Raw genomic sequence first — 21497 nt, 5'->3', positions numbered from 1 at the left:
ATGTCCCAAACCGTCGTCATCACCGGCGCCAGCGCCGGAATCGGCCGTGCGACCGCCCGTCTCTTCGCCGAACGTGGCGCGAAGGTCGTACTCCTGGCCCGTGGAACCGCAGGTCTGGACGCGGCCGCGGCCGAGATCGAGACGCTCGGTGGGCGCGCCCTGAGCGTGCCCACCGATGTCGCCGACCACACGCAGGTCGAGGCGGCGGCGCAAGCCGCGGAGGAGGCGTTCGGGCCCATCGACGTCTGGGTCAACAACGGCTTCGTGTCGGTCTTCGCCCCGTTCACCGAGATCGAGCCGGACGAGTACCGGCGCGTCACCGAAGTCACCTACCTGGGGTTCGTCAACGGCACCCGTACCGCACTGCGGCGCATGCTGCCCCGGAACCGAGGCACGATCGTGCAGGTCGGCTCGGCACTCGGCGAACGGTCCGTGCCGCTGCAGTCGGCCTACTGCGGCGCCAAACACGCCATCAACGGCTTCACCTCCGCCCTGCGCACGGAACTCCTCCACCAAGGCAGCGCGGTCAGCGTCACCCTGGTGAAGATGCCGGCGGTCAACACCCCGCAATTCTCCTGGGTGCTCTCCCGGCTCCCCCGTCATCCGCAGCCGGTAGAACCCATCTACCAGCCGGAGGTCGCAGCCCGCGCCATCGTCCACGCCGCCGACCACCCCCGGCGCAAGCAGTACGCCATCGGCGCCTCGACCGTCGCCACCGTACTGGCCAACAAGCTCGCCCCCGCCCTCCTCGACCGCTATCTCGCCCGCACCGGCTTCGACTCCCAGCAGACCGACGAGCCGGCGTCGGCGGGCCGGCCCAGCAACCTCTGGGATCCCGCCGACGGCAAGGACGGACACGACTACGGGGCCCACGGCATCTTCGACGACCGTTCCAGCGCCCGCTCGCCACTGACGGCGCTGGCCCGTCACCCCGCGGTCACGAGCGGTCTGCTCGGCGCTGCCCTGGGCGCGGCCTCCCTGTCCCGTGCAGTGCACCGGCGCCGGAACCGCTGCTAGACGAGTCATTCCGAATGATCAGTGGTCGTATGCGATCAGTGACGATCTTGGACGCCCTGTCTGCGTTCCCGGACACCCCGTCAGCATTCGGAATGACTCGTCTAGTCGACACCGTCCGGGCCGGTCCGAAGGCTGCGGAGAGCTCAGTGAATCAGGCTACTGACTGCGGGGCGGTCAGTTGCTGCTGGATAGTCTGGGCGTCGAGCAGGTACCACATGTGCTCGAAGCGTCCGTCGCGGAAGTGGTAGAAGGCGTACTCGGTGAAGGTGACGCTCCGGCCGGTGGGCTCCAGCCCGAGCCACTGCTTGACCGGGGTGCCGGTGTCGGTGAGCCGGGCCGCCACCCGGTTGTCCTCGATGGCGAGGTCGTCCAGACGCCAGACGAAGTCGTCCACGGCGTCCATGTGCTGCTGCATCGTGGCGACGTAGTCGTCCCGTGAGACCGGTTCCCCGTTGAGCACGAGGGTGTCGTGGGCGAACTCGGCCATCCGGTGAAACTCCCGGGCGTTGATGGCCTCGATGTAGTCGAGGTAGAGCTTGCGCAGGTCCTGGGTACTCATGGTCTTTCCTTGCCGGTGGCTGTTCAGAGGGACTTCAGGAGGGTGACGCGGCGGGCGTGGACCGGTGCGTGCACGGAGATGCCGGGTGCGAAGTGGTCCCAGCCGTGGCTCAGGCCAGGCAGGACGTGCAGTTCGGTGCTGACGCCGGCCAGCCACAGTCGCTGGGCGTAGGCGACGGTCTCATCCCGCAAGGCGTCGAGCTCGCCGACCTCAAGGTAGGCCGGGGGCAGGCCGGCATGGTCCTCCAGGCGGGCGGGGACGACTGTCGCGGGCGCGTCGTCGGCGTGGGCGCGGGTGTCGCCGAGTACAAGCTGCCAGGCGGTGTTCTTCAGGGTGTGCAGGTCGGCGGAGAAGGCGTGCAGGTGCGGGGCGAGCGGGGTGTCGCTGTTGTCGAGCATGGGGTAGATGAGGATCTGCCGGGCCAGGCCGATGCCGTCCCGGCGGGCGCGGATCGCCGTGGTCGCCGCCAAGGTGGCTCCGGCGCTCTCGCCCTGCACCGCGATCCGGGCCGCGTCCACGCCCAACTCGTCCGCGTGCTCGATCAGCCAGGTCAGTCCCGTGTACACGTCTTCTGCGGGGGCCGAGCCGGTCGCCTCCGGGGCCAGCCGGTACTCCACCGACAGGAACGGCACACCGGCGGCGGCGACGTACTGGGCGATGAACGGTGCGAAGTGCGCCACCTCCCCGGCGACCAAGGCGCCCCCGTGAGCGTGGACGACGGCCGCGGTCGGGCCGGGCACACCGGGCGGGGTGAACCAGTGCAGGTCGATGTGCGCGCCGTCCCGCGTGGCCGCGGTGAATACCTGATGCCCGACCTCGGGCCGGTCCAGGCCGGCGGTCAAGGTCGGATAGACGGCGGCGACGCTGTCCCGCCAGGTCTTCCAGTCACCGAGCGCCAATGGCGCGGGCGGCGTGTCACCGGCACGGGCGGCGAACACGGCGGCCAGCTCGGGGTCGAGGGAAAGAGTCATGGTGCATGCTCCGGGGTCGTTGCTTCGAGGTACGTCGACGAAGCTACGATCTAGACCTCGGTCTAGGTCAAGAAGGGAGTGAGCATGAACGATGACAACCTCACGATCGGCGAGGTCAGCGAGCGCACCGGGCTGGGCATCCACACCCTGCGCTACTACGAGAAACAAGGACTGCTGCTGGGCTCGGTGGCACGCAGCAGCGGCGGACGGCGCCGCTACTCCGCCTTCGACGTCGAATGGCTCCAGCTCTGCAACCGCTTCCGTGCCTGCGGCATGCCGCTGACCGACATCCGGCGCTACGCCGAGCTGGTCGCCGCCGGCCCGGGCAACGAACAGCAACGCCTTGAACTCCTGCGCACCCATGAGACCCGTGTGCGAGCCGAACTGGCCCAGATGACAGAGAACCTCGCGGTGATCGAGGCCAAAAGCCGCTTGTACGCCGAGCACGTCGAGGCCGGCACCGCAGGCACACTGTGGACCGGCCAGACACCGACCTGCCTCGCCCTGGAGGCTATGGCAAACCGTGACAACTACTGATCTTTTCGTAAGTTCGGTGGGTGTGGTGGCTGGATGGTCAGGCCGGTGTGGGCGAGGTAGGACCATGGCAGGTGCTGGTTGTGGTTGATCCTGTGGACGCCTTGTTCGGTGGCGTCGGCAACGTCGGCGAGGTGGTCGCCGGCGAGGTTGGCGAGTTCGCGCTTCTTGAGCGACGACCAGAGCAGTTCCACCGGGTTCAGCTCGGGTGCGTATGCGGGTAATCGCTCGAGGGTGAGCCAGTCCTGCTCGGTGACCCAGGCTCGCATCGCCCGGCTCCAGTGGGCGGACAGGCCGTCCCAGACCAGGATCACTGGCTCGCCACGGTAGAACGCTTTGACCTGTTCAAGGACCTCGATAAGAGCGATGGTGTCGTAGCTGCCGGGCTTGAGGTGGAAACACAGGCGAGGACCGCGGTCGAAGTCGGTGGAGTGGTAGCCCAGAGCCGCAGCCATCGACGCACGCTTCCAGTTCAGCCGGTGCCGCAGAAGCGGCGTGCGGCCGCGAGGTGCGTAAGTACGGCGGATCTGGGGCAGCAGCGAGACGCCTGATTCGTCGAGGAACACGATCCAGGCACGTGTGTTCACCGCCCCCTTTTGATGCGCGGCCACTCGTGCGTGATCCAGCGGGCGATCTCGGACTCGTCCCGCTCCACCGCCCGCCGCTCAGGCCGCTGCAGACTCCACCCCAGCCGGCCGGTCAGCAGACGCCATACCGACGCCCGTGACAGGGACACTCCTGTCACCCGCTCGACGACCGCGCCGACTCGTTCCAGGGTCCACAGATCGGCCTCGAATCCATGAGCCTGGGCACCTCGCTCCAAGGCGGCCCGCACAGTCTCGACCTGGGCGTCATTCAGCTTGGGCGGGCGACCGGTGGCCTGACGCCGGCGTAAGGCTGGAGCACCCCCTTCCTCCCACACACGCCTCCACCGCCGCACGCTCTCGGCACACACTCCCACCGCCCGCGCGATCTCCGGATTCGACCCGCCCTCCTCGAACAGCTCGACCGCCCGAACACGACGCGCCTCCGCCAACTGCGGCCGTGACAACGGAGGTACGGAAGAACCAGACGCAGAGGACAAAGGTCGATAAGCCATCCCGACAGCCTCCCACCCACAAAGCCACCACATCCACCGAACTTACGAAAAGATCAGTAGACGAGTCATTCCGAATGCTGACGGGGTGTCCGGGAACGCAGACAGGCCGTCCAAGATCGTTCTGTGACGAATGAGCTGGACGCCCTGCTGACCGCACTGTACGTGAAGATCGACGACGAGATCGGAGGTATCCGATGGCTGGGCCGTCCGCCCCGGCTGACCGACTCCGAGTTGGTCTGCCTCGCCGTCGCGCAGGCGCTGTTGGGGTACACGTCCGAGTCGCGCTGGCTGCGGTTCGCGCACTCCCGCCTGGGGACGATGTTCCCGTACGTACCGAAGCAGCCGGGCTGGAACAAGCGGCTTCGGGCCGCGTTGCCGCTGGTCAAGCGTGCAATACGCATTGTGGCGGCGGATACGGACTTCTGGTTCGACAACCACTGGATCGTCGACTCCACGCCGGTGGAGTGCGGCCGCTCGCGTCCGACGGTGAAGCGGTCGGACATGGCCGGCTGGGCCGGGTACGGATACTGCGCCTCGCACTCCCGGTTCTTCTGGGGCTTGCGCCTCTTCCTGGTCTGCACCCCGACCGGGATGCCCATCCTGTGGGCGCTGGCGAACCCGAAGGTGGACGAGCGGGAGGTGCTGGCCGCGATGCTGGACCGCGAACCGCACTTGGCCATGGACCGGCCGGGCCTGCTGGTGATCACGGACAAGGGCTTCGCGTCCAAGGAGTTCGAGACCGATCTGGCCTTCCGGGGCGCGGAGCTGCTGCGGCCTTCGTTCAAGCGCGAGGAGAAACGCAAGGGTGAGAGCCTCCTGAAGTCGGTGCGGCAGTTGATCGAGTCGGTCAACGACACCCTCAAGGGCCAGCTCGACCTGGAGCAGCACGGCGGGCGGACCTTCGAGGGCGTCGCCGTCCGCGTCGCCCAGCGCATCCTCGCGATGGCCGCCGCCATCTGGCACAACCACAAGACCCACCAGCCAGTCGCCCGATCACTGATCGCATACGACCACTGATCATTCGGAATGACTCGTCTAGGGGTCGGCCACTGTGCAGGACAGCTATTGGCAGCCGACCGACTGCGGTCAGGCCGGGGTCCGCCTTTCCGGTTCAGGACGCCGGGTCGACGTCAGGCGATCAGGAGCGTGAGGTCCAGCTGCGCCTCGACAACCGCGAGGCATGAGGCGGCACCTGACAGCTGTCCCCGCTGCGGAGCGGTCTCGTGGTGAGGCCGCCTCACGGTCGAGCCGCGGGCCCGGCTGACAGGGACCTGTACCGGACCACGGCCGATGCAACTGCGCCGTGGGGGAGGGGGCGGACGGCTTCGACGGCTCGTGCGCTTGAGCCTGCCCGGAATCTTCGCGGCATCAGCGCATCGCTCCTTCTTCAGCTGCCAACTGGGCCAGGTGGTCACCGAAGCCGCCGACGGCCCTCGTGCTGCTACGCCCTGCAGGACAAGGTGTGGGTGCACGGCCCCGGCAAGGAGCCGTGGGAGGTCTACGCCGTCAAGGCCGACGCCGACACGCTCGGCAAGAGCGCCGACCCCAACGCGGCCACGAGCGGTGACGCCTGCTGCACCAGCCGGCCGGACAAGGAAGCCCCCGCCGCAGCCTGCACCTGCGCCTGACGCACGGCAGAGGACCGCGAATGCCCTCAGCCGCCGCGCCTTCTGCCGTGCCGAGGCACCCGCTAGTGGCTGCCGGCGAGTTCGCCGCTGAGCTTCTCGTGGATCTGGGCGCTGGGCTGGTTGAGGCCGATGATCTCGACGGTCTTGCCGCGCTCCTTGTACTTGGTCTCGATGGCGTCGAGGGCGGCGACGGAGGAGGCGTCCCAGATATGGGCGGCGGTCAGGTCGATGACGACCTTGTCGGGGCCGGTGGCGTAGTTGAACTGGGTGACCAGGTCGTTGGAGGAGGCGAAGAAGAGTTCGCCGGTGACGGAGTAGACCACGCTGGTGCCGTCGGGGTCGGTGACCGAGGTGACGTTGGCGAGGTGGGCAACGCGCTTGGCGAAGATCATCATGGCGGTGATGGAGCCGATGACGACGCCGATGGCGAGGTTGCCGGTGGCGACCACGCAGGCGACGGTGATGATCATGACGGTGATCTCCCCAACGGGCAGCCGCTTGAGCGTCTTGGGAGCGATGGAGTGCCAGTCGAAGGTCGCGAAGGAGACCATCACCATCACGGCGACCAGGGCGGCCATGGGGATGTCGGAGACGACCGGGCCGAAGACGATGCACAGGACCATCAGGAACGCGCCCGCAAGGAAGGTCGACAGGCGGGTGCGGGCGCCGGACACCTTCACATTGATCATCGTCTGGCCGATCATGGCGCAGCCGCCCATGCCGCCGAAGAAACCGGTGACGATGTTGGCGATGCCCTGGCCGATCGATTCGCGGGTCTTGGAGGAGTGGGTGTCGGTGATGTCGTCGACGAGCTTGGCAGTCATGAGCGACTCCATCAGGCCGACCAGCGCCATGGCGAGCGCGTAGGGGGCGATGGTGGTCACGGTGTCCGCGGTGAAGGGAACATCCGGCAGGCCCGGTACCGGCAGGGAGGAGGGCAGGTCGCCCTTGTCGCCGACGGTCGGCACCGCGATGCCGGCGGCGACCGTGATGACGGTGAGGATGACGATGGAGACAAGGGGGGCCGGGATCACCTTGGTGACCTTCGGGAAGAACACCATGAGCGCCAGGCCACCGATGATCAGCGGGTAGACGGGCCAGGGCACGCCCGTCATCTCCGGCACCTGGGCCATGAAGATCAGGATGGCGAGGGCGTTGACGAAGCCGACCATCACGCTGCGGGGCACGAACCGCATCAGCTTGGCGACGCCCAGCGCGCCGAGGACGATCTGGAAGGCGCCCGCCAGGATGACCGCGGCGACCAGATAGCCCAGCCCGTGTTCGCGGTTGAGAGAGCCGATGACCAGCGCGACGGCGCCGGTCGCGGCGGAGATCATCGCGCGGCGTCCGCCGACGATCGAGATGGTCACGGCCATGGTGAAGGAGGCGAACAGACCGATGGCCGGGTCGACTCCGGCGATGATCGAGAACGAGATCGCCTCGGGGATCAGCGCCAGCGCGACGACGAGGCCGGCCAGGACCTCGGTGCGCCAGACCTTCGCGTCGGACAGCCAGTCGGGACGCAGGCCGCGCAACCGCGCGGCCGGGGACAGTGTGGACGTTGACAAGAGGAATACCTGTCGGGCTCGGGCACGCCCGGCGTCGTGGGGGCGTGCAGGAAAGCGCGGGGAGGCCGGGCGGCCCTCCGCGAAGCCCACGTACCGCGGGCCGAAGTCAGAAGGCAGCCGTGTGCGCGAGCTGGAATGTGCGCAGCTGCTCAGGGGCGAAGGATCACGGCGGGCAAGCGGCGGCGCTGGGCGTCATGGGCATGCGCACGCTCTCTCCTGCGGGCATCGGTCTTCGCCGGGGGCGTCGTCGGCCCCGACACGGCAGAGGTCGCGGAGGTATCCCGCACCATGGAGTGGGGACGGCACATGAGCCGACCCCGGCATCTCATGACTGTACCCTAACGTTACGGTAGAGATCGATGCTGGCCGCCTGTGGCCTCGGCGACAGAGAGGAAGGGCGCCCGCGTGAGCAGCGAGCACATGCAGATCGGCGAGGTCGCCGCACGGACCGAGCTGTCGCTGCGCACCATCCGGCACTACGAAGAGACCGGCCTGGTCCACCCCTCGGCCCGCTCCCAGGGCGGCTTCCGCCTCTATGCCCAAGCCGACGTCGCCCGCCTGATGGTCATCCGCCGGATGAAACCACTCGGCTTCACCCTGGACGAGATGCGCGCCTTGCTCGCCGCCACCGACCGGCTCGACTCCGGCGAGGAGTTGTCCGCCGCAGCTCGCGAGGAACTGCTCGAGCGGGTGCGTGGCTTCGAAGAGGCCGCACAGCAACGAGTGGACAACATGCGTACGCAGCTGGCATGGGCGGAGGAATTCGCGTCCACCCTGCGCGAGCGCCTCACACGAGCCTCCACCGTCTGACCTCCGCCCTGGGGAGGGCCCGCAACCTGTCCGGTGGTGGGTCGGCCGCTTCAACCCGCATGTTCGGCTGGGCTTTCGGAAGCTGTGCGGATGGCTTCGACTCGTCCGGTGGATCTCGCTGTACGCGAGTCGGCCGTGGTCGTCGACGCACAGAGCCCTCGGTCCGGACCGCCGTGCCGTGCGGCGCTGTCCGGGGCGGGCCTCTCCGGTGGTGCGGGGCGTGCCCGGATGCCTCAACTACGCCGCTCCGGCGCGGCGTCGGCCCATCCCAGGGGATGCAGTTCCAAGGCATCCACAGGCGGCTCGCCGCCCGCGTCGTTGAAGGCGGTGAGCGCGTCGATGAGCGCGGAGCGCTGCGCGGGAGCGAGGCGTTCGACGATGGTGCTGATCTCCGCACGACGGCGGGCGGTGACGTCCTCGACCGTGCGCCGCCCCTCGTCGGTGAGCTGGAGCAGGGTCTCGCGCCGATTGTCCGGGTTGGCCTGGCGGTCCGCCAAACCGGCCGCAATGAGCCGGTCCACCATGCGCATCGCGGTCGAGGGAGCGACCTGGAGCAGTTCGGCGAGCGCGACCAGCTTGGTGGCCCCCCGGGTGGAGAGCACCACCAGCATCCGGAACTGGGGAAGCGTCACCCGTTCCTCCACCTCGCCGAGTGACCGCGCGGACACCGCGACCAGCAGCCTTGACGCCGTGAGCACCGCTCGGGTCACCGCATCCTGGCCCCCATCACCAGCGACCTCGTCACGGCCATGGGCGGCTCCGGCGACCACGTCATGTGGTGGGCGCTCGCCATCGGCGCGGACCTCGGCGGCAACGCCACCGCCATCGGTGCCAGCGCCAACGTCGTCGTCCTCGGCATCGCCGAACGCAACCACACACCCGTCTCCTTCTGGCAGTTCACCAAGTACGGCCTCGTCGTCACCGCGATCACCGTGGCGGTCTCCGCGGGGTACGTATGGCTGCGCTACTTCGCCCTGGCCTGACCGATGACCACACGGGCGCAGGCAGCCGTGTCCGGGCCGGCGCGGCCGCAGGCCGGGGCGGCGTCAAACGGATGGGCCGGCAACGCGAGGACCGGAGCAGGCACCGCCGGGCCGAGCGTGCGGCGTATGTGTCGCGTCAACGTCATCGCCGGGAGCCCGGCGATGGGCGACGCTGGGACCAGGGACATTCCAAACAGACGAGGAGCCGACCGTGCGCGCACGAGATCTGGCCGTTGACTACGAATCGGTGAACGTCGACAGCGATGCCCTGGCAGCGGCGCGCCTGATGGCCGAGCACAAACTCCCCGGACTCCTGGTGCTCGACGAGCACGGCGAGCCCAGGGCGATCCTCCCGGCCTCCCAGATGGTCAAGGTCCTGGTGCCCGAGTACGTGATCGAGGACCCGACCCTCGCCGCGGTCGTCGACGAAAAGCACGCCGACCGGCTCTGCCGGGCCCTGGCCGGGCGCAGCGTCAGCGACTGCCTGCCCCGCGACGCACCCCCGCCCCCCATCGCAGATTCCGACGACACCGCACTGGAAGTGGCAGCCCTCATGGCCCGCGTACGCAGCCCACTGGTCGCCGTTGCAGAGAAGTCCAAGGACGGCACACACCTGCTCGGTGTGATCACCGCGTCCCATCTTCTGAACGAGCTTCTCGAATCATCCGGAGGCTGAGGCCGCACCCCCCTTGTCCGGGGATCTTGGCGCCGTCGCCGCTGACGGCTCCGGCAAGATGCTGGACGCTAAGGCCACCTCACTCCTGGCCATGACACTGATGATGCGGGCCGCCGGACTGGAGTTCGGTCAGCAGGGCGACGTGTGGGGACAGGCAGAAGCACACCGCCCCCTGGCGGACGATGTGACTCCGGATCAGGTCAGCGGCATGGTGAGCACCATGCGCCGCCTCCTTCTGATCGAGGCCCCCCTCATGCCTGTGCGCACCTGGACCGAAGGGCTGGAACACAACGGTCGTGCTCTCGCAGAGGCCGCGAGCGACGGGCGACTCACCCTGGGCGTGCGCGGGATCCTCGCGCGCCACGTCTTCTTCCACTGGAATCGCATGGGGTTCACGCCCCGGCAGCAGTCCATCTGGTCGCCCGGGAGGCCGTTCTCGGCTGCTGACCCACGCCGCGGCGCAGCCGGGCCCACCGGCTGCGTCGTCTCGGTGGCCCGCCGGCTGCGCCCGGCGTGGACGTCGTACGGACCGCCGACGACGAGGGCGCCCGCCAGGCCGTCGACCACCTGGCGGCACTCGGACACCGCGACATCGCTCATATCGACGGAGGCAGGGCACCGGGCACCGCCGACCGCCGCCGTGGCTACCGCACCGCGATGACCCGCCACGGCCTCGCCGACCACATCCGCGTCCTGCCCGGCGGACTCACCGAGGAGGACGGCGCCACGGCCGCCCGCACTCTGCCGGCCGCCCGTCCACGGCCCAGCGCGGTCCTCGCCTTCAACGACCGCTGTGCGACGGGCGTCCTCGACGCCTTCCTGCGCGCCGGTGTCCCCGTCCCCGACGAGATCCGTGGTCGGCTTCGACGACAGCCGCCTGGCCCGCCTCGCCCACATCGACCTGACCACTGTCGGACAGGACATCCCGCGCCTGGCGGAACTCGCCGTCGGCCAGGCCATCACCCGGATGGAGGCGGATGCGGTGCCGGGCCCCGGGACCGTCATCGCGCCGCGACTCGTGGTCCGCGCGACAACGGCGGCGCCGCGCCGGGCCCTGTCGTAACTCCCGTCGTCCGCCCGAGGGACAGGCCAGGCGTCGCCCGGCAGGCGCGAGGCCGACAACAGGGCCCCAGGGCTCCGGGCTGAGGGACCAAGGCTGAGGGGATCACCCGAACGGCGCCGACCGGATTGCGCCGGGCGCCGACGCGCGGCAGGGCGCGGGCGCTCCTATGCTGGAGGTTCAGGACCTTGCGGCCCGTGTCCCATGGCACTGTCGTGACCTGCGGCTTCTGTGCAGTCGCGCCGTAGGCGGACACATGTTCATCCCGCGCTCGCGCTCACACGGGTGTGCACACACGCTCGCGCTCGGAGTTGCGGAACGTGGCCTCGCATGGTGGGGAGTCACTCCATGACGCATTCCCGAATACGTTTGCGTCGGGCGGCCGCGACGGCTGCCGCGGCAGGGATGTTCGCACTGCCGATCGCGGGCGTGGCCGGATGCGGTGGCCCCGCCGCGTCGGCGAAACCGTCGCCGTCCGTTTCCACATCGGCGTCCCCGGACGAGGTCCGTGACATCACCCCTGGCGTGACGCGGCAGCTCGACACCGTCGTCCGGCGGATCATGCAGGAGGCGAACATCCCGGGTGTGACCGTGGGACTGTGGACGCCCGACGGTAACTATGTGCGGTCCTTCGGGCTCGCCGACCAGAGCAACGGCCAGGCCATGTTGCCGGATCTGCACATGCGGATCGGGAGCGTGACAAAGACGTTCACCGTGACGGCGCTGCTGCAGTTGGTCGACCGGCACAAGGTGAACCTGGACGATCCGATCGGGAAGTACGTCGAAGGCGTACCCAACGGAAGCAAGATCACCCTGCGCGAGCTGGCCGGGATGCGCAGCGGTCTGTTCAACTACTCCAAGGACGAGGCCTTCTACGAGGCGCTGACGAACGACCCACACCAGCCGTTTACCCCGAAGGAGTTGCTCGGCTACGCCTTCCAGCACCATGTGCTGTTCCCGCCGGGAAAGAATTTCAAGTACTCCAACACCAACCTCATCCTGCTCGGCCTCGTCATCGAGAAGGTCACCGGTCAGCAACTGCACGACTACATCAAGAAGGACGTCCTTGAACCGACCGGCCTGGACCACACGCTCCTGCCGGTCGACGCCACGTTCCCGGTCCCGCACGCGCAGGGATACACGACCCAGACCGCGAACGGCGACGTCCAGGACGCGGCCGACTGGAACCCTTCATGGGCCTGGGCGGCCGGCGCGATGATCTCCAATCTGCAGGACCTGCGCGTATGGGCGCGTGCGGTGGCCACGGGCAAACTGCCCGGCGGCGGCGACCTGATCAGTCCCGACCTGCAGAAGCAGCGGCTCACCACACCCCCGACCCCCATCCCGGGCATCGGGTACGGCCTCGGCATCTTCAGCGTCCAGGGGTGGATCGGGCACAACGGTTCGCTGCCGGGCTACGAGTCCCTGGTGGTCTATCTGCCGTCGGCACGGGCGACCCTCGTCGTCCTGTTGAACACCGACATCGACCATGACAACCAGGAGCCCACCACGCTTTTCGGCGAGGAGATCACGAAGATCGTCACGCCGGGCCACGTCTTCAACCTGCCCGCGGAGCCCGCGGCCAGGTAGACAAGGATGCCGGGGCCGGTGCGGGCGGGAGAGAGAAATCCAGTGCCCCGCCGCCGACCGGTTCTCACCAGGCAGTGCGCGCCGCCCCGTTCTCGCGGCGCGCGTTCCGTGACGAGTGAGGGTAGCCAGGCCGTGCGTGAGCGCATCGCTGTCGTCGTTCCCCGATCACGGTACGAGGCGATCCTACTAGTGAGCTGGTCTTGAGTTCTCGGGTCGCCACGTGAGTCGTGTTCTGTTTCAGATCTTGGCGTTCGGCTGAGGGGGTCGGTCTTCCCGCGCTGTGCTGGGGAGATGGGCGATACGAGGTTGGAGCCGTTGGTGTTAACAGGTGTCGAGCGGCTGATCTTGCAGAACTGGGCCAGGCGCCGCACGACCGCGCAGGGTCTGGCGAAGCGGGCACGGATCGTGTTGGCGTGTGCTGACGGGCTGAACAACACCGCGGCAGCCGCACGGCTGGCCACCGACCGCAAAACGGTGCGTCGGTGGCGCACACGGTTCCTGCGCGACCGGCTCGACGGGCTGTCCGACGAGCCACTGCCCGGTGTCCCGCGCAGCATCACTGACACCCAGGTGGAGGAGGTGGTGGTACGCACCCTGGAAGAGGCCCCGCAGGGGGCGACGCACTGGTCGAAGCGGGAGATGGCCCGGCAGGTGGGGATCTCGCCCATGAGCGTGCTGCGGATCTGGCGGGCGTTCGGCCTCCAGCCGTGGCGGACCGAGGTCTTCAAGATCTCCCCGGACCCGCTGCTGATCGACAAGATCCGCGACGTGGTCGGTCTCTACCTGGCTCCGCCGGCGAACGCGGCAGTGTTCGCGGTGGACGAGAAACCGCAAATCCAGGCACTTGAGCGGACCGCTCCGATGCTGCCTGGAGTGCCCGAGCGACGCAGCTTCGACTACGTCCGGCACGGCACCATCGACTTGTTCGCGGCGCTGAACACCGCGAGCGGAAAAGTGATCGGAAAGCTCTCGGCTCAGCACCGGGCCGTGGACTTCCGCGACTTCCTCGACGAGATCGACCGCCAGACCGAGCCCGGCCTGGCGGTCCACGTCATCTGCGACAACCTCCGCACCCACAAAGCACCTGTCGTGCACAAGTGGCTGCTTGCGCATCCCCGGTTCGAGCTGCACTTCACACCCACGTACTCATCCTGGATCAACCAGGTCGAGCGGTGGTTCGCCGAACTGCAACGGCGCTGCCTCGAACGCGGCGTGTTCTGCTCACCGGACGAGCTGACGGCCACGCTTGAAGACTGGATCAAGACCTGGAACGACCAGGCCCGGCCCTTCAGATGGACCAAGACCACAGACCAGATCATCGACCGCATCTGCCGCTACTGCGACAGGATCTCCGGACCAGCTCACTTGTCCTGAGTCGGGAATTCGCTGCGTAACTTGGTTCCCGTGTCGGCATCATGGGTGGATGGCGAGGATGGGACGGCCGAAGGCCGAGCTGGTGCTGACCGACGATGAGCGTGAGAGCTTGACCCGCTGGGCCAGGCGCCGGACTCGATGACCTTCGTGAAGCGCTGCACGTCGACTGTCCAGCCCCACTCCACGGCCTGACACCCGGCTGCTCGCTCATGTGGCGGTATGGCACTGGCCCGCTTCGGCGTGGGCGGAAGAGCGCAGACGCTTCAGCGCTCTGCCCGCAAGTGTGCGGTGCCCCAGCCCGTTCGGGATCTCGCCGCTGTGATCGCTGCTTCACTGGCACGGCACGGCACGGCACGGCACGGCACGGCACGGCACGGCACAGCACGGCACGGCGCGGCGCGGTGACGCCTTGCGCCCGGTGCATGGCAGCCCCGGAAATCAGGCCGTCACTCGTGGCCCGGCCAGTGTGCTGTTCACCGCCACCGACGCACGCAGGCCCAACCGACGTGACCCGCGATGGAGGACAACACCCTCCGATGTGGGTGTGTCTGATGTGGCGGGGCACGAGCTGGGCCGGGAGACTTGGCGCCTGGTCGGGCGCAGAAGCGGAGGGTGTGGATGGCTGGCTGCGCGGGCCAGGCGGAACCGTCGGAGGCAGGGCGGTTCGCCCGGATCGGTCAGTGGTGGAGTCGGGCGCTGGGGTCGGACGGCTATGAACGTCATACGGCGTTGTTGGTCGGCAAGAGCACGCTGGCCGCGACGATCGCGTGGGTAATCTCCTACAACCTCTTGAACGCACAGTCGCCGGCGTTCGCGCCGTTCTCAGCGGTGCTGATCATGCACGTCACCATCTACCAGACGCTGGTGCAGTCACTGCGTTATGTCGGTGCGGTGGTGGCCGGAGTGGCCGTGCAGATCGCCCTGGGCTTCCTGGTGGGGCCTGAGGTGGTGACGTTCGCGTTGGTGGCTCTGCTCGCCCTGGTGATCGGGCGGTGGCCGGCCTTGGGAGCTCAGGGCGGTCAGGTGCCCACGGCGGCGTTCTTCGCCTTTGCCACATACACCTCCGCCACGGGGTATCCGGAAAAGATCACCCAGCTGGGACAGATCGTCCTCCTGGTCCTCATCGGGTCCGTCGTGGCCCTCGCGGTGAACCTTGTGGTTTTGCCGCCGATGCGCTTCCGAAGCGCCGAATACAGTGTCCGCACCCTCGCGCACGCCTTGTGCGATCTGCTCGGAGACATCCATCCGGTGCTGTCAGCAGGCGAACTGGAGGAGGAGCAGACCGAGCAGTGGCGCGCTCGGGCTGCTCAGACCGGTGAGCTCATCACCCAGGCCCGGGCCGGCATGCGCACGGCGCGGGAGAGCCTCTATTACAATCCGCGCCGCCTCTTCCGCCGCCATCGCGGGCGCACGGGTTTCGAAAACTACGGGGCCGTGCTGGAAGCGCTGGAGCGGACGCTGTACCAGGCTGCCTCTCTCACACGCAGCCTCGACCAGTGGCGCGACACCGAGACCAACTACAACTACCGCATATTCCTCGAGCGCTATGGCACGTTCATGGCGGCCATCGCCGACAGCGCCCGCCTCCTCAGTGCCCTGGACGAGGACCACTTGGCCGACCAGGCCGAAGAACTGTGCCAACTGGCGGACCGGGCCCAGCACTGCCGCCGGCAGGTAAGTGAACAAGCCGAGAGCGACGGCCTGCCACTCGCCGACCCCACCCGCCCGTACGGCGTACTCGTCGTGGAGGCCACCCGGCTGATGGAAGAGTTCCAGCACACCAGCGACGTACTCCAGCGCTACGCCGACAAGTAGTACAGCAGCGATTCCTCACCGCCTGAGTCACACGGGACGGCTCTCATCCGGGCGTCGCGCTCACGCGTTGTCGGCGAGGCTGGTGTGGCCCTGGACGCGTGCACAGTGGGCGCAGCAGAAGAACTTGCCGTCGGTCTGGTGGCCGTGACCCAAAATGCGGCAGCCGCAGTTGTCACATACGGGCGCAAGCTTATGTGCCGCACACTCGAAACTGTCAAAGGTGTGAACGGCGCCTGCTGCATGGACCTCGAAGGCCATTTCATAGTCGTTTCCGCAGACCTCGCAAACAGCCATCACTCTCTCCTTCGTGAACATTTACTTGATCGAATCGACTGTGGGAGTAGTTCCCCCATGGCCGCACGGATTCTGGCGACCGGCGCGCCGAGAGGCCGGATGGCGTAGCGGTCTTTCGACGGCAGCCGGATGGGGGATTTGATGCCGCATCTGCCTAGGCAGGCGCGGGACGACTAGCCATTGCCGACCACCCGCGCTCATGCTGTCGGCGGGGGCTCATGCCATCGCCCAACCCGACCTGACCGGTGACCGCTTGGCCCGGAGATCGAGGGGTGAGCTCGTTCGCCGGACATGCCGGTGGCGGTGGAGGGTAGGCGACTTGTGACGAGGGCTGCGCAACCGGAAGGAGCCAGAGCAGCTACGGCCCTGCGCCCTCGCCTGATTGTCCCCGTCGGCACCAGTTGCCGTTGCCGAGGCCCGGGCTCAAAGTAAAAAAAGAACACCTATGCGAGATCGGAGCTGTCAATGGTCCTTCTCGGCATCATCCTTCTCGTCGTCGGATTCGTTACGGGTCTATCGATCCTGTGGACCATCGGCATCGTGCTCGTGGTCGTCGGCGCGATTCTGTGGCTCCTGGGTTCGACGGGGCACGCCGTCGCGGGGCGAAAGCACTACTGGTAGCGGGATCCCGCTGTCGGCAGCCACCGAGGCGAAATGTGCCGAAAATCAGCTACCTACCGACCGCGACGCTCAGCTACATCCGCCGATCAGGAATCGATCGGCTTTTCACGTCAGAAACTGCAAGCGGAGGACTCGATGTCCACTGGGACACTCATAGCCATCATTGTGGCTGTCGCGATCGTGCTTCTGGTGTGTGCACTGGCGGCATGGGTGATCATGCGACGCCGCCGGCTGCAGGCACGGTTCGGGCCGGAGTACGAACGGACCGTGGAGGCCAAAGGCAGCCGCCGGGCGGCCGAGCGCGATCTGCGCGAGCGCGAGGAGCGCCACGATGCGCTGCACATCAAGCAGCTGTCGCCCGGGGCCCGGGACCGGTACGCCCAAGAATGGGACCAGGTGCAGGAACGGTTCGTGGACCAGCCCGAGGACGCGGTCCATGAGGCCGACCGGCTGGTGACCTCGCTCATGAGCGAGCGCGGTTACCCGACCGAAGGGCATCACCAGCAACTGAGTGATCTGTCGGTGGAGCACGGGCGCACCCTGAAGCACTACCGCGCCGCCCACGAGGTCAATGGCCGCAGCACGCGGCACGAGGCGACGACGGAGGAGCTGCGGGGCGCAATGGTGCATTACCGCGCGCTGTTCACGGAACTGCTGCACAACGGCCAGAACTCGCGGGAGAGCGAGGCCTGATCCTGTTTGAGGCCGACAGGCAAGTGCGGCCCTGACGAAAACGGAGGCGGAAACATGAGGCGCAGAGATACATCCGAACCTGGAGCGGGCGGCCCGTCCACCGAAGACCTGGCAGGCACGCGACAGGACATGGGCAGTGCGGCCCAAGAGCCCCCGGTCGAGGCGCCACCGACCTTCCCGGGGGAGGCCACAGCAGCAGACCGGGGAGCCTCCATGCCCGAAGGCAACGGCCGGGGCGCCTCATCGGAGAGGAACCGGGATACCGAGGCCCAGGAGCCGGACGCTCCACTGCTCGGGCCCGAGCAGGAAGAGTTCCGCAGTCGATGGCAGCGGATCCAGAGCGAGTTCGTCGACGATCCGCGCGAGGCGGTTGGTGCGGCGGACACGCTGGTCGCCGAAGTCATGCAGGCGCTGGCCACGACGTTCTCCGAACACAAGCAAGGACTCGAAGGCCAGTGGCACCGCGGCGAGGAAGTAGCGACGGAGGAACTGCGCGTCGCCCTCCAGCGATACCGCTCATTCTTCAACCGCCTTCTCAACACCTGACGCGCCCCACCGGGCCGCCTCGCAGCGCAAGGGTGTCCGGTCGCCAGAGCCGACGGAGCGGAGCCGAGGCAGTAAAAACCTCGGTCCCGGGATGCGTCGGCACCAGGTCCGCAATGGCTACGGCGGTGGGGATATGCGCCACGCTCCGTGCTGCCCGCTCCCAACTTCGAGCCATGGTCAGCGCTCGCGACAGCGGCAGTCTGTGGCCACCTCCCTTCGCGCCCCGCCAGTCTCCGAACTGGCGGGGCGCGTGCGCTTTACGGAGTCACCGTGTTCATGGCATTGACCAGGTGGCGGATCGTCTCGTCTCTTTGGCTCAATACGCGTCGCAATGTCGCGCATGCGCTGCATTCACCCGCCGCCGCACGGGGTCCTGACCTGCCTTCTGTTCGGCGCTGGGAGAGGAGGTACTCGGCGGTGCGACGGGGGCCTCTTCGTCAGCCTGCTCGGGCAACGAGCGCCCTGCCCGGTCGTCACGGACTTCGCCTGAGCCGAGCAGCAGACGCACGCCATCCCCTGGGATACGTCGGCAGCGGTGGCCCCGTCTCTTGGCAGTGCGCCGCAGAGTGGGCAGTGAACAGGCGGTTCGGCGCCGGTGGGGTCCGCTTCGCTGCTGGAAGAGGCGAGGTGGTGTCGTCGTGTGGGCGAGTTCGTCTCGCCAGCCCACGCGATGCCGAATACCTGGACGGGGCGTACTGCCCTCCCACGGCGCTGGCCCGGGTGCCGGACGGCTCCGGCATCCTCACCGCGGAGCTGTTCGGCCCTGTGGCCACCGTGCAGGTCTTCGATGCCGAGGAGGGACTTCACCTCCCCGGAACGGGCCCGTTCCTTGCTCACGGTGAGGGCGGCGACTTCCTTGGCACGCTTCTCGGACGTGCCGCGCTCCTGGCCTGCTCCTTGATGTGCCCGTAAGGGCCCGGTTCGGGGTGATGTCTCCCGGCTGCCGAACCGGTGTAGCCCTGGGCCCTCCGGTGCGGCAGCCGAGCTGTTCAGGCGGCCGGGCCGGTGGTGGCCGCTTCTGTCTGCAAACCGTGAGAGGTGACCAGGCGGGCGCTGCCGTCGGCCAGCCGGTACGACAGGCCCACCACGGCCGCCCGTCCGGCGGCGACTTGGTCGGCGAGGGCCCGAGAGCGGTCCAGGAGCAGGTCGACGGTGTGCCGAATGTGCTCGGCGATGAGGTCGTCGTCGCTGGTGAGCCCGGCCGCGCGAGCGGCCAGGACGCTGGGCGTGACGCGTTCGATGACGTCGCGCACGTACCCGGAGGCGGCGACGCCGTCGGACAAGGCTGCACGGGTAGCTGCGACGGCGCCGCACGAGTCGTGGCCGAGCACCACGACGAGCGGGCAGTCCAGCACGCTCACCCCGTACTCGATGCTGCCCAGCACCTCGGGCCCCGCGACGTGGCCTGCGGTGCGGACTACGAACAGGTCGCCCAGGCCCTGGTCGAAGATTATCTCTGCGGCCAGGCGTGAGTCGGAGCAGCCGAAGAGCACGGCGAAGGGGCGCTGGCCGGGTGCTGTCTCGGCACGGCGTGCACCCGGCCCACCAGCCCCAGCGCCGGCGCGAGACCTTGTTGGCCGGTTGGGGTACTTGGGGCAGCGGGGTGCGGGCGGATGGAGGCGGTTTTCTTCGTCTGGCGGATCTTGTCGCCCAGGCCATCCAGGAAGGCTGCGTCGACGTTGTTGCGCATCGGGGGGAAGAGGTTGTTCTCCTCGTCATCGACGTGCGCGTTCACCTCGATGCGCAGTTTCACTATCAGCCGGTCGAAGTCCTTGTCCGTGGGCTCGTGATGCTGAGGCCGTTGAGCAGGTGCTCGATGCGGGCGTGGTCGGCGAGCTCCTTGGCTGCCAACAATCACATCCCCGCCATGCCCATGGCGCATCGCCCCTCCTCCGGACAGCCGGGCCCTCCGACTGACGCACCACGAGTCCCCGGACTCCACCCCCCAAGCCGACCTAGCCGGAATTGACCCAACTGCCTGACGTGCGGGCGTGGCACCCACACACTGCGGCTCGAAAAAAGGACCCTCAGGGCGGGTGCGATCCGTTCCGTGCCCAATGTCCCGGCCACCCTCACCGGCCGGCGGCCCTGTGCCCACCCCCACTCCCCGGGGCGCCCGGCGGCACAGGGCCGACAACCACCCCAACGGACGCCTCCTCTCTTCGAAGTAGCAGGCCCGCAGGCCGCACGGTCGGCGCAGTGCGACGTGGGGCCTCGCCAGAAGCCCGCATGCCGGAATGCGCCCACCGTGATCGACTGCGTAACGGCGCTGCGTTGCCTTGCCCTGCTGCCGCCAGCGCCGAACGCGCTCTCACAGAGGAGAGGGAATGCACCACACGGGGGCAGAGAAACCCTCCCGCACCCATCGTTCCCCGGGTTTTCCCAGGGGCTCGCAGCAGCCGGACCGTCTGGGCCGGGCCCGTGCCCGCGGTACCAGGCGCCGCCGCGCAGTCACGTGGCGAGGAGCAGCATCCGTCGACCGGGACGTGCCGGCCGCCGTCGGTTCCGTGCTCGCTGACGTCCTGCGCGACAGAATGGCTTCAGCCTGTGCCCTGGACGGGGTCTTCGGACGTGATGTCGCCGAACGCATCGCCCGGTTCACGCTCGACGGCGGCAAACGCATGAGGTCACAGTTCCTGTGGTGGGCCTTGCGGGCCTGCCGGGGAGGCCAAGACCACGATCAGATCCACCGCGCTTTGCGCATCGCTGCCGCACTCGAACTCATCCAAACCGGCGCACTCGTGCACGACGACCTGATGGACGCCTCCCGACTACGCCGCGGCAGACCCACCCTGCATGCCGACATCACCAACCAGTACGCCGCCGCTCATCGGCCGGGAGCAAGCGAACCTCTGGGTTCCGCTGCAGCCGTCCTTGGTGGTGACCTCGCGCTGGCCTGGGCAGACGACACCATCGCCCACCTCCAACTGCCACCAGAGACCGGCCGCCGGGTCCGGGACATGTGGACCGCCCTGCGAACCGAGATGGCCGCAGGCCAATACCTCGACCTGCACGCTCAGGCCACCGGATCGATGTCCCTGTCCGAGGCGATCCGCATCGCCTACCTCAAGAGCGGTTTGTATTCGGTGGAGCGGCCCCTCGCGCTCGGTGCCGCCCTGGCCGGCGCCGACGAAGCCATCACCCGGGCGCTGCGCGCAGCCGGCCGCAGCGCCGGAATCGCCTTTCAACTCCGCGATGATCTCCACGGCGCCTTTGGTGACCCCGAGCAGACCGGAAAGCCTTCGGGCGACGACATCCGGGAGGGCAAGCTCACCACTCTCGTTGCCGTCGCCCGCGCACGCGCCGTGGCCAACGGCGACGAGGGATCCCTTGCTGTGCTGGAAGGTTGTGTGGGTGCCCGCGACCTGACGCCCGCCGACCTCGCCGCGGTACGGCACGTACTCGTCTTCACCGGTGCCCGAAGTGCGGTCGAGACGAAGATCGTCCGGCTCGTCAGGCAAAGCATGAACCACCTGACCTCAGCCATTTTGGAACCCAGCGCCCGCCGCAGACTTCGCGGCCTGGTGTGCGCAGCGGCCGGCACACCCGCAACCACCGGATCATTCACCTCGCGGCCGACGGAAGAGGCGGGCCCGCCATCACCACCGTCAGGCAGTACCGCCGAAGCCGACCGCTAGTGACTGGCAGAGCGCGATGGC

At 68.2% G+C, this 21497-nt stretch carries 21 protein-coding genes and 4 pseudogenes; 16 read left to right on the top strand and 9 right to left on the bottom strand.

Going from position 1 to position 21497, the window contains the following annotated elements; translation table 11 throughout:
• The gene (locus tag ACWGI6_RS15085) at positions 1 to 1017 is read left to right on the top strand and encodes an SDR family oxidoreductase (protein WP_453267905.1); all 1017 of its coding nucleotides are present in this window, start codon (positions 1 to 3) and stop codon (positions 1015 to 1017) included.
• A 151-nt stretch (positions 1018 to 1168) separates the two neighbouring features.
• Here the strand turns inward: ACWGI6_RS15085 and ACWGI6_RS15080 are convergent, their stop codons facing one another.
• Together ACWGI6_RS15080 and ACWGI6_RS15075 are read right to left on the bottom strand one after the other, a co-directional pair.
• Positions 1169 to 1576 carry an ester cyclase gene (locus ACWGI6_RS15080; RefSeq protein ID WP_453267904.1) on the bottom strand — a complete coding sequence of 136 codons (408 nt, stop codon included), beginning with the start codon at positions 1574 to 1576 and terminating at the stop codon, positions 1169 to 1171.
• Positions 1577 to 1599: 23 nt separating this feature from the next.
• Positions 1600 to 2547 (bottom strand): alpha/beta hydrolase, encoded by a 948-nt coding sequence (locus ACWGI6_RS15075; protein ID WP_453267903.1) that lies wholly within the window; start codon positions 2545 to 2547, stop codon positions 1600 to 1602.
• A gap of 84 nt (positions 2548 to 2631) precedes the next feature.
• Here ACWGI6_RS15075 and ACWGI6_RS15070 point away from each other — a divergent pair, with 84 nt between their 5' ends.
• On the top strand, positions 2632 to 3084 hold the full coding sequence (locus ACWGI6_RS15070; protein ID WP_453267902.1) for a MerR family transcriptional regulator: 453 nt from the start codon (positions 2632 to 2634) through the stop codon (positions 3082 to 3084).
• Here the strand turns inward: ACWGI6_RS15070 and ACWGI6_RS15065 are convergent.
• Positions 3078 to 3647: a transposase gene (locus ACWGI6_RS15065; protein ID WP_381845883.1), complete on the bottom strand. Its 570-nt coding sequence runs from the start codon at positions 3645 to 3647 to the stop codon at positions 3078 to 3080. The two genes, ACWGI6_RS15070 and ACWGI6_RS15065, sit on opposite strands and share 7 nt — an antisense overlap.
• A 17-nt stretch (positions 3648 to 3664) precedes the next feature.
• Positions 3665 to 4180 (bottom strand): winged helix-turn-helix domain-containing protein, encoded by a 516-nt coding sequence (locus tag ACWGI6_RS15060; RefSeq protein WP_453267901.1) that lies wholly within the window; start codon positions 4178 to 4180, stop codon positions 3665 to 3667.
• 123 nt (positions 4181 to 4303) lie between these two features.
• On the opposite strand from ACWGI6_RS15060, the gene ACWGI6_RS15055 reads away from it, so the two are divergent.
• Both ACWGI6_RS15055 and ACWGI6_RS15050 read left to right on the top strand, forming a co-directional pair.
• Positions 4304 to 5197: an IS982 family transposase gene (locus ACWGI6_RS15055; RefSeq protein ID WP_453267900.1), complete on the top strand. Its 894-nt coding sequence runs from the start codon at positions 4304 to 4306 to the stop codon at positions 5195 to 5197.
• A gap of 416 nt (positions 5198 to 5613) precedes the next feature.
• Positions 5614 to 5808 (top strand): annotated as a pseudogene (locus ACWGI6_RS15050) (glyoxalase/bleomycin resistance/dioxygenase family protein); the annotation flags it as partial.
• Positions 5809 to 5870: 62 nt separating this feature from the next.
• Here the strand turns inward: ACWGI6_RS15050 and ACWGI6_RS15045 are convergent.
• Positions 5871 to 7376: a SulP family inorganic anion transporter gene (locus ACWGI6_RS15045; protein ID WP_453267899.1), complete on the bottom strand. Its 1506-nt coding sequence runs from the start codon at positions 7374 to 7376 to the stop codon at positions 5871 to 5873.
• 405 nt (positions 7377 to 7781) lie between these two features.
• Between ACWGI6_RS15045 and ACWGI6_RS15040 the strand changes: the two genes are divergently transcribed.
• Positions 7782 to 8186, top strand: a complete 405-nt coding sequence (locus ACWGI6_RS15040) for a MerR family transcriptional regulator (protein ID WP_453267898.1) — start codon at positions 7782 to 7784, stop codon at positions 8184 to 8186.
• A gap of 233 nt (positions 8187 to 8419) precedes the next feature.
• Here the strand turns inward: ACWGI6_RS15040 and ACWGI6_RS15035 are convergent, their stop codons facing one another.
• On the bottom strand, positions 8420 to 8956 hold the full coding sequence (locus ACWGI6_RS15035; RefSeq protein ID WP_453267897.1) for a MarR family winged helix-turn-helix transcriptional regulator: 537 nt from the start codon (positions 8954 to 8956) through the stop codon (positions 8420 to 8422).
• On the opposite strand from ACWGI6_RS15035, the pseudogene ACWGI6_RS15030 reads away from it, so the two are divergent.
• The 6 genes and pseudogenes from ACWGI6_RS15030 to ACWGI6_RS15005 all read left to right on the top strand — a co-directional run.
• A pseudogene (locus tag ACWGI6_RS15030) lies at positions 8903 to 9169 on the top strand (hypothetical protein); the annotation flags it as partial. The gene ACWGI6_RS15035 and the pseudogene ACWGI6_RS15030 sit on opposite strands and share 54 nt — an antisense overlap.
• Positions 9170 to 9380: 211 nt before the next feature.
• Positions 9381 to 9845 (top strand): CBS domain-containing protein, encoded by a 465-nt coding sequence (locus ACWGI6_RS15025; RefSeq protein WP_453267896.1) that lies wholly within the window; start codon positions 9381 to 9383, stop codon positions 9843 to 9845.
• 513 nt (positions 9846 to 10358) lie between these two features.
• Positions 10359 to 10908: pseudogene (locus ACWGI6_RS15020) on the top strand (LacI family DNA-binding transcriptional regulator).
• 345 nt (positions 10909 to 11253) lie between these two features.
• Positions 11254 to 12495, top strand: coding sequence for a serine hydrolase domain-containing protein (locus ACWGI6_RS15015; RefSeq protein ID WP_453267895.1), 1242 nt, complete (start codon positions 11254 to 11256; stop codon positions 12493 to 12495).
• 291 nt (positions 12496 to 12786) lie between these two features.
• The gene (locus ACWGI6_RS15010) at positions 12787 to 13869 is read left to right on the top strand and encodes an IS630 family transposase (protein WP_453267894.1); all 1083 of its coding nucleotides are present in this window, start codon (positions 12787 to 12789) and stop codon (positions 13867 to 13869) included.
• 618 nt (positions 13870 to 14487) lie between these two features.
• A complete protein-coding gene (locus tag ACWGI6_RS15005; protein WP_453267893.1) occupies positions 14488 to 15684 on the top strand; it encodes an aromatic acid exporter family protein in 1197 nt (398 codons plus the stop codon).
• Positions 15685 to 15744: 60 nt separating this feature from the next.
• Here ACWGI6_RS15005 and ACWGI6_RS15000 read toward each other — a convergent pair whose 3' ends face one another.
• The gene (locus ACWGI6_RS15000) at positions 15745 to 15978 is read right to left on the bottom strand and encodes a hypothetical protein (protein ID WP_453267892.1); all 234 of its coding nucleotides are present in this window, start codon (positions 15976 to 15978) and stop codon (positions 15745 to 15747) included.
• A gap of 465 nt (positions 15979 to 16443) precedes the next feature.
• Between ACWGI6_RS15000 and ACWGI6_RS14995 the strand changes: the two genes are divergently transcribed.
• The 4 genes from ACWGI6_RS14995 (at position 16444) to ACWGI6_RS14980 (ending at position 18750) form a co-directional block, all read left to right on the top strand.
• Positions 16444 to 16599 (top strand): DUF6131 family protein, encoded by a 156-nt coding sequence (locus ACWGI6_RS14995; RefSeq protein WP_453267891.1) that lies wholly within the window; start codon positions 16444 to 16446, stop codon positions 16597 to 16599.
• Positions 16600 to 16734: 135 nt separating this feature from the next.
• The gene (locus ACWGI6_RS14990) at positions 16735 to 17292 is read left to right on the top strand and encodes a hypothetical protein (protein WP_453267890.1); all 558 of its coding nucleotides are present in this window, start codon (positions 16735 to 16737) and stop codon (positions 17290 to 17292) included.
• A 213-nt stretch (positions 17293 to 17505) separates the two neighbouring features.
• Entirely contained in the window at positions 17506 to 17838 is a 333-nt protein-coding gene (locus tag ACWGI6_RS14985; protein WP_453267889.1) for a hypothetical protein, read from the top strand.
• A gap of 627 nt (positions 17839 to 18465) precedes the next feature.
• Positions 18466 to 18750 (top strand): aldehyde dehydrogenase family protein, encoded by a 285-nt coding sequence (locus ACWGI6_RS14980; RefSeq protein WP_453267888.1) that lies wholly within the window; start codon positions 18466 to 18468, stop codon positions 18748 to 18750.
• A gap of 77 nt (positions 18751 to 18827) precedes the next feature.
• Here ACWGI6_RS14980 and ACWGI6_RS14975 read toward each other — a convergent pair.
• Both ACWGI6_RS14975 and ACWGI6_RS14970 read right to left on the bottom strand, forming a co-directional pair.
• Positions 18828 to 19373 (bottom strand): annotated as a pseudogene (locus tag ACWGI6_RS14975) (carbonic anhydrase); the annotation flags it as partial.
• Entirely contained in the window at positions 19289 to 19591 is a 303-nt protein-coding gene (locus ACWGI6_RS14970) for a hypothetical protein (RefSeq protein ID WP_453267887.1), read from the bottom strand. The gene ACWGI6_RS14970 and the pseudogene ACWGI6_RS14975, both read right to left, overlap by 85 nt.
• A 754-nt stretch (positions 19592 to 20345) precedes the next feature.
• Between ACWGI6_RS14970 and ACWGI6_RS14965 the strand changes: the two genes are divergently transcribed.
• The gene (locus tag ACWGI6_RS14965) at positions 20346 to 21476 is read left to right on the top strand and encodes a polyprenyl synthetase family protein (RefSeq protein ID WP_453267886.1); all 1131 of its coding nucleotides are present in this window, start codon (positions 20346 to 20348) and stop codon (positions 21474 to 21476) included.
• Positions 21477 to 21497: the final 21 nt, after the last annotated feature.

The sequence above is a fragment of the Streptomyces sp. NPDC054786 genome (assembly GCF_053611685.1).
The sequence above is the reverse complement of the archived record's forward strand: the minus strand, read 5'-3'. Positions and strand labels throughout refer to the sequence as shown.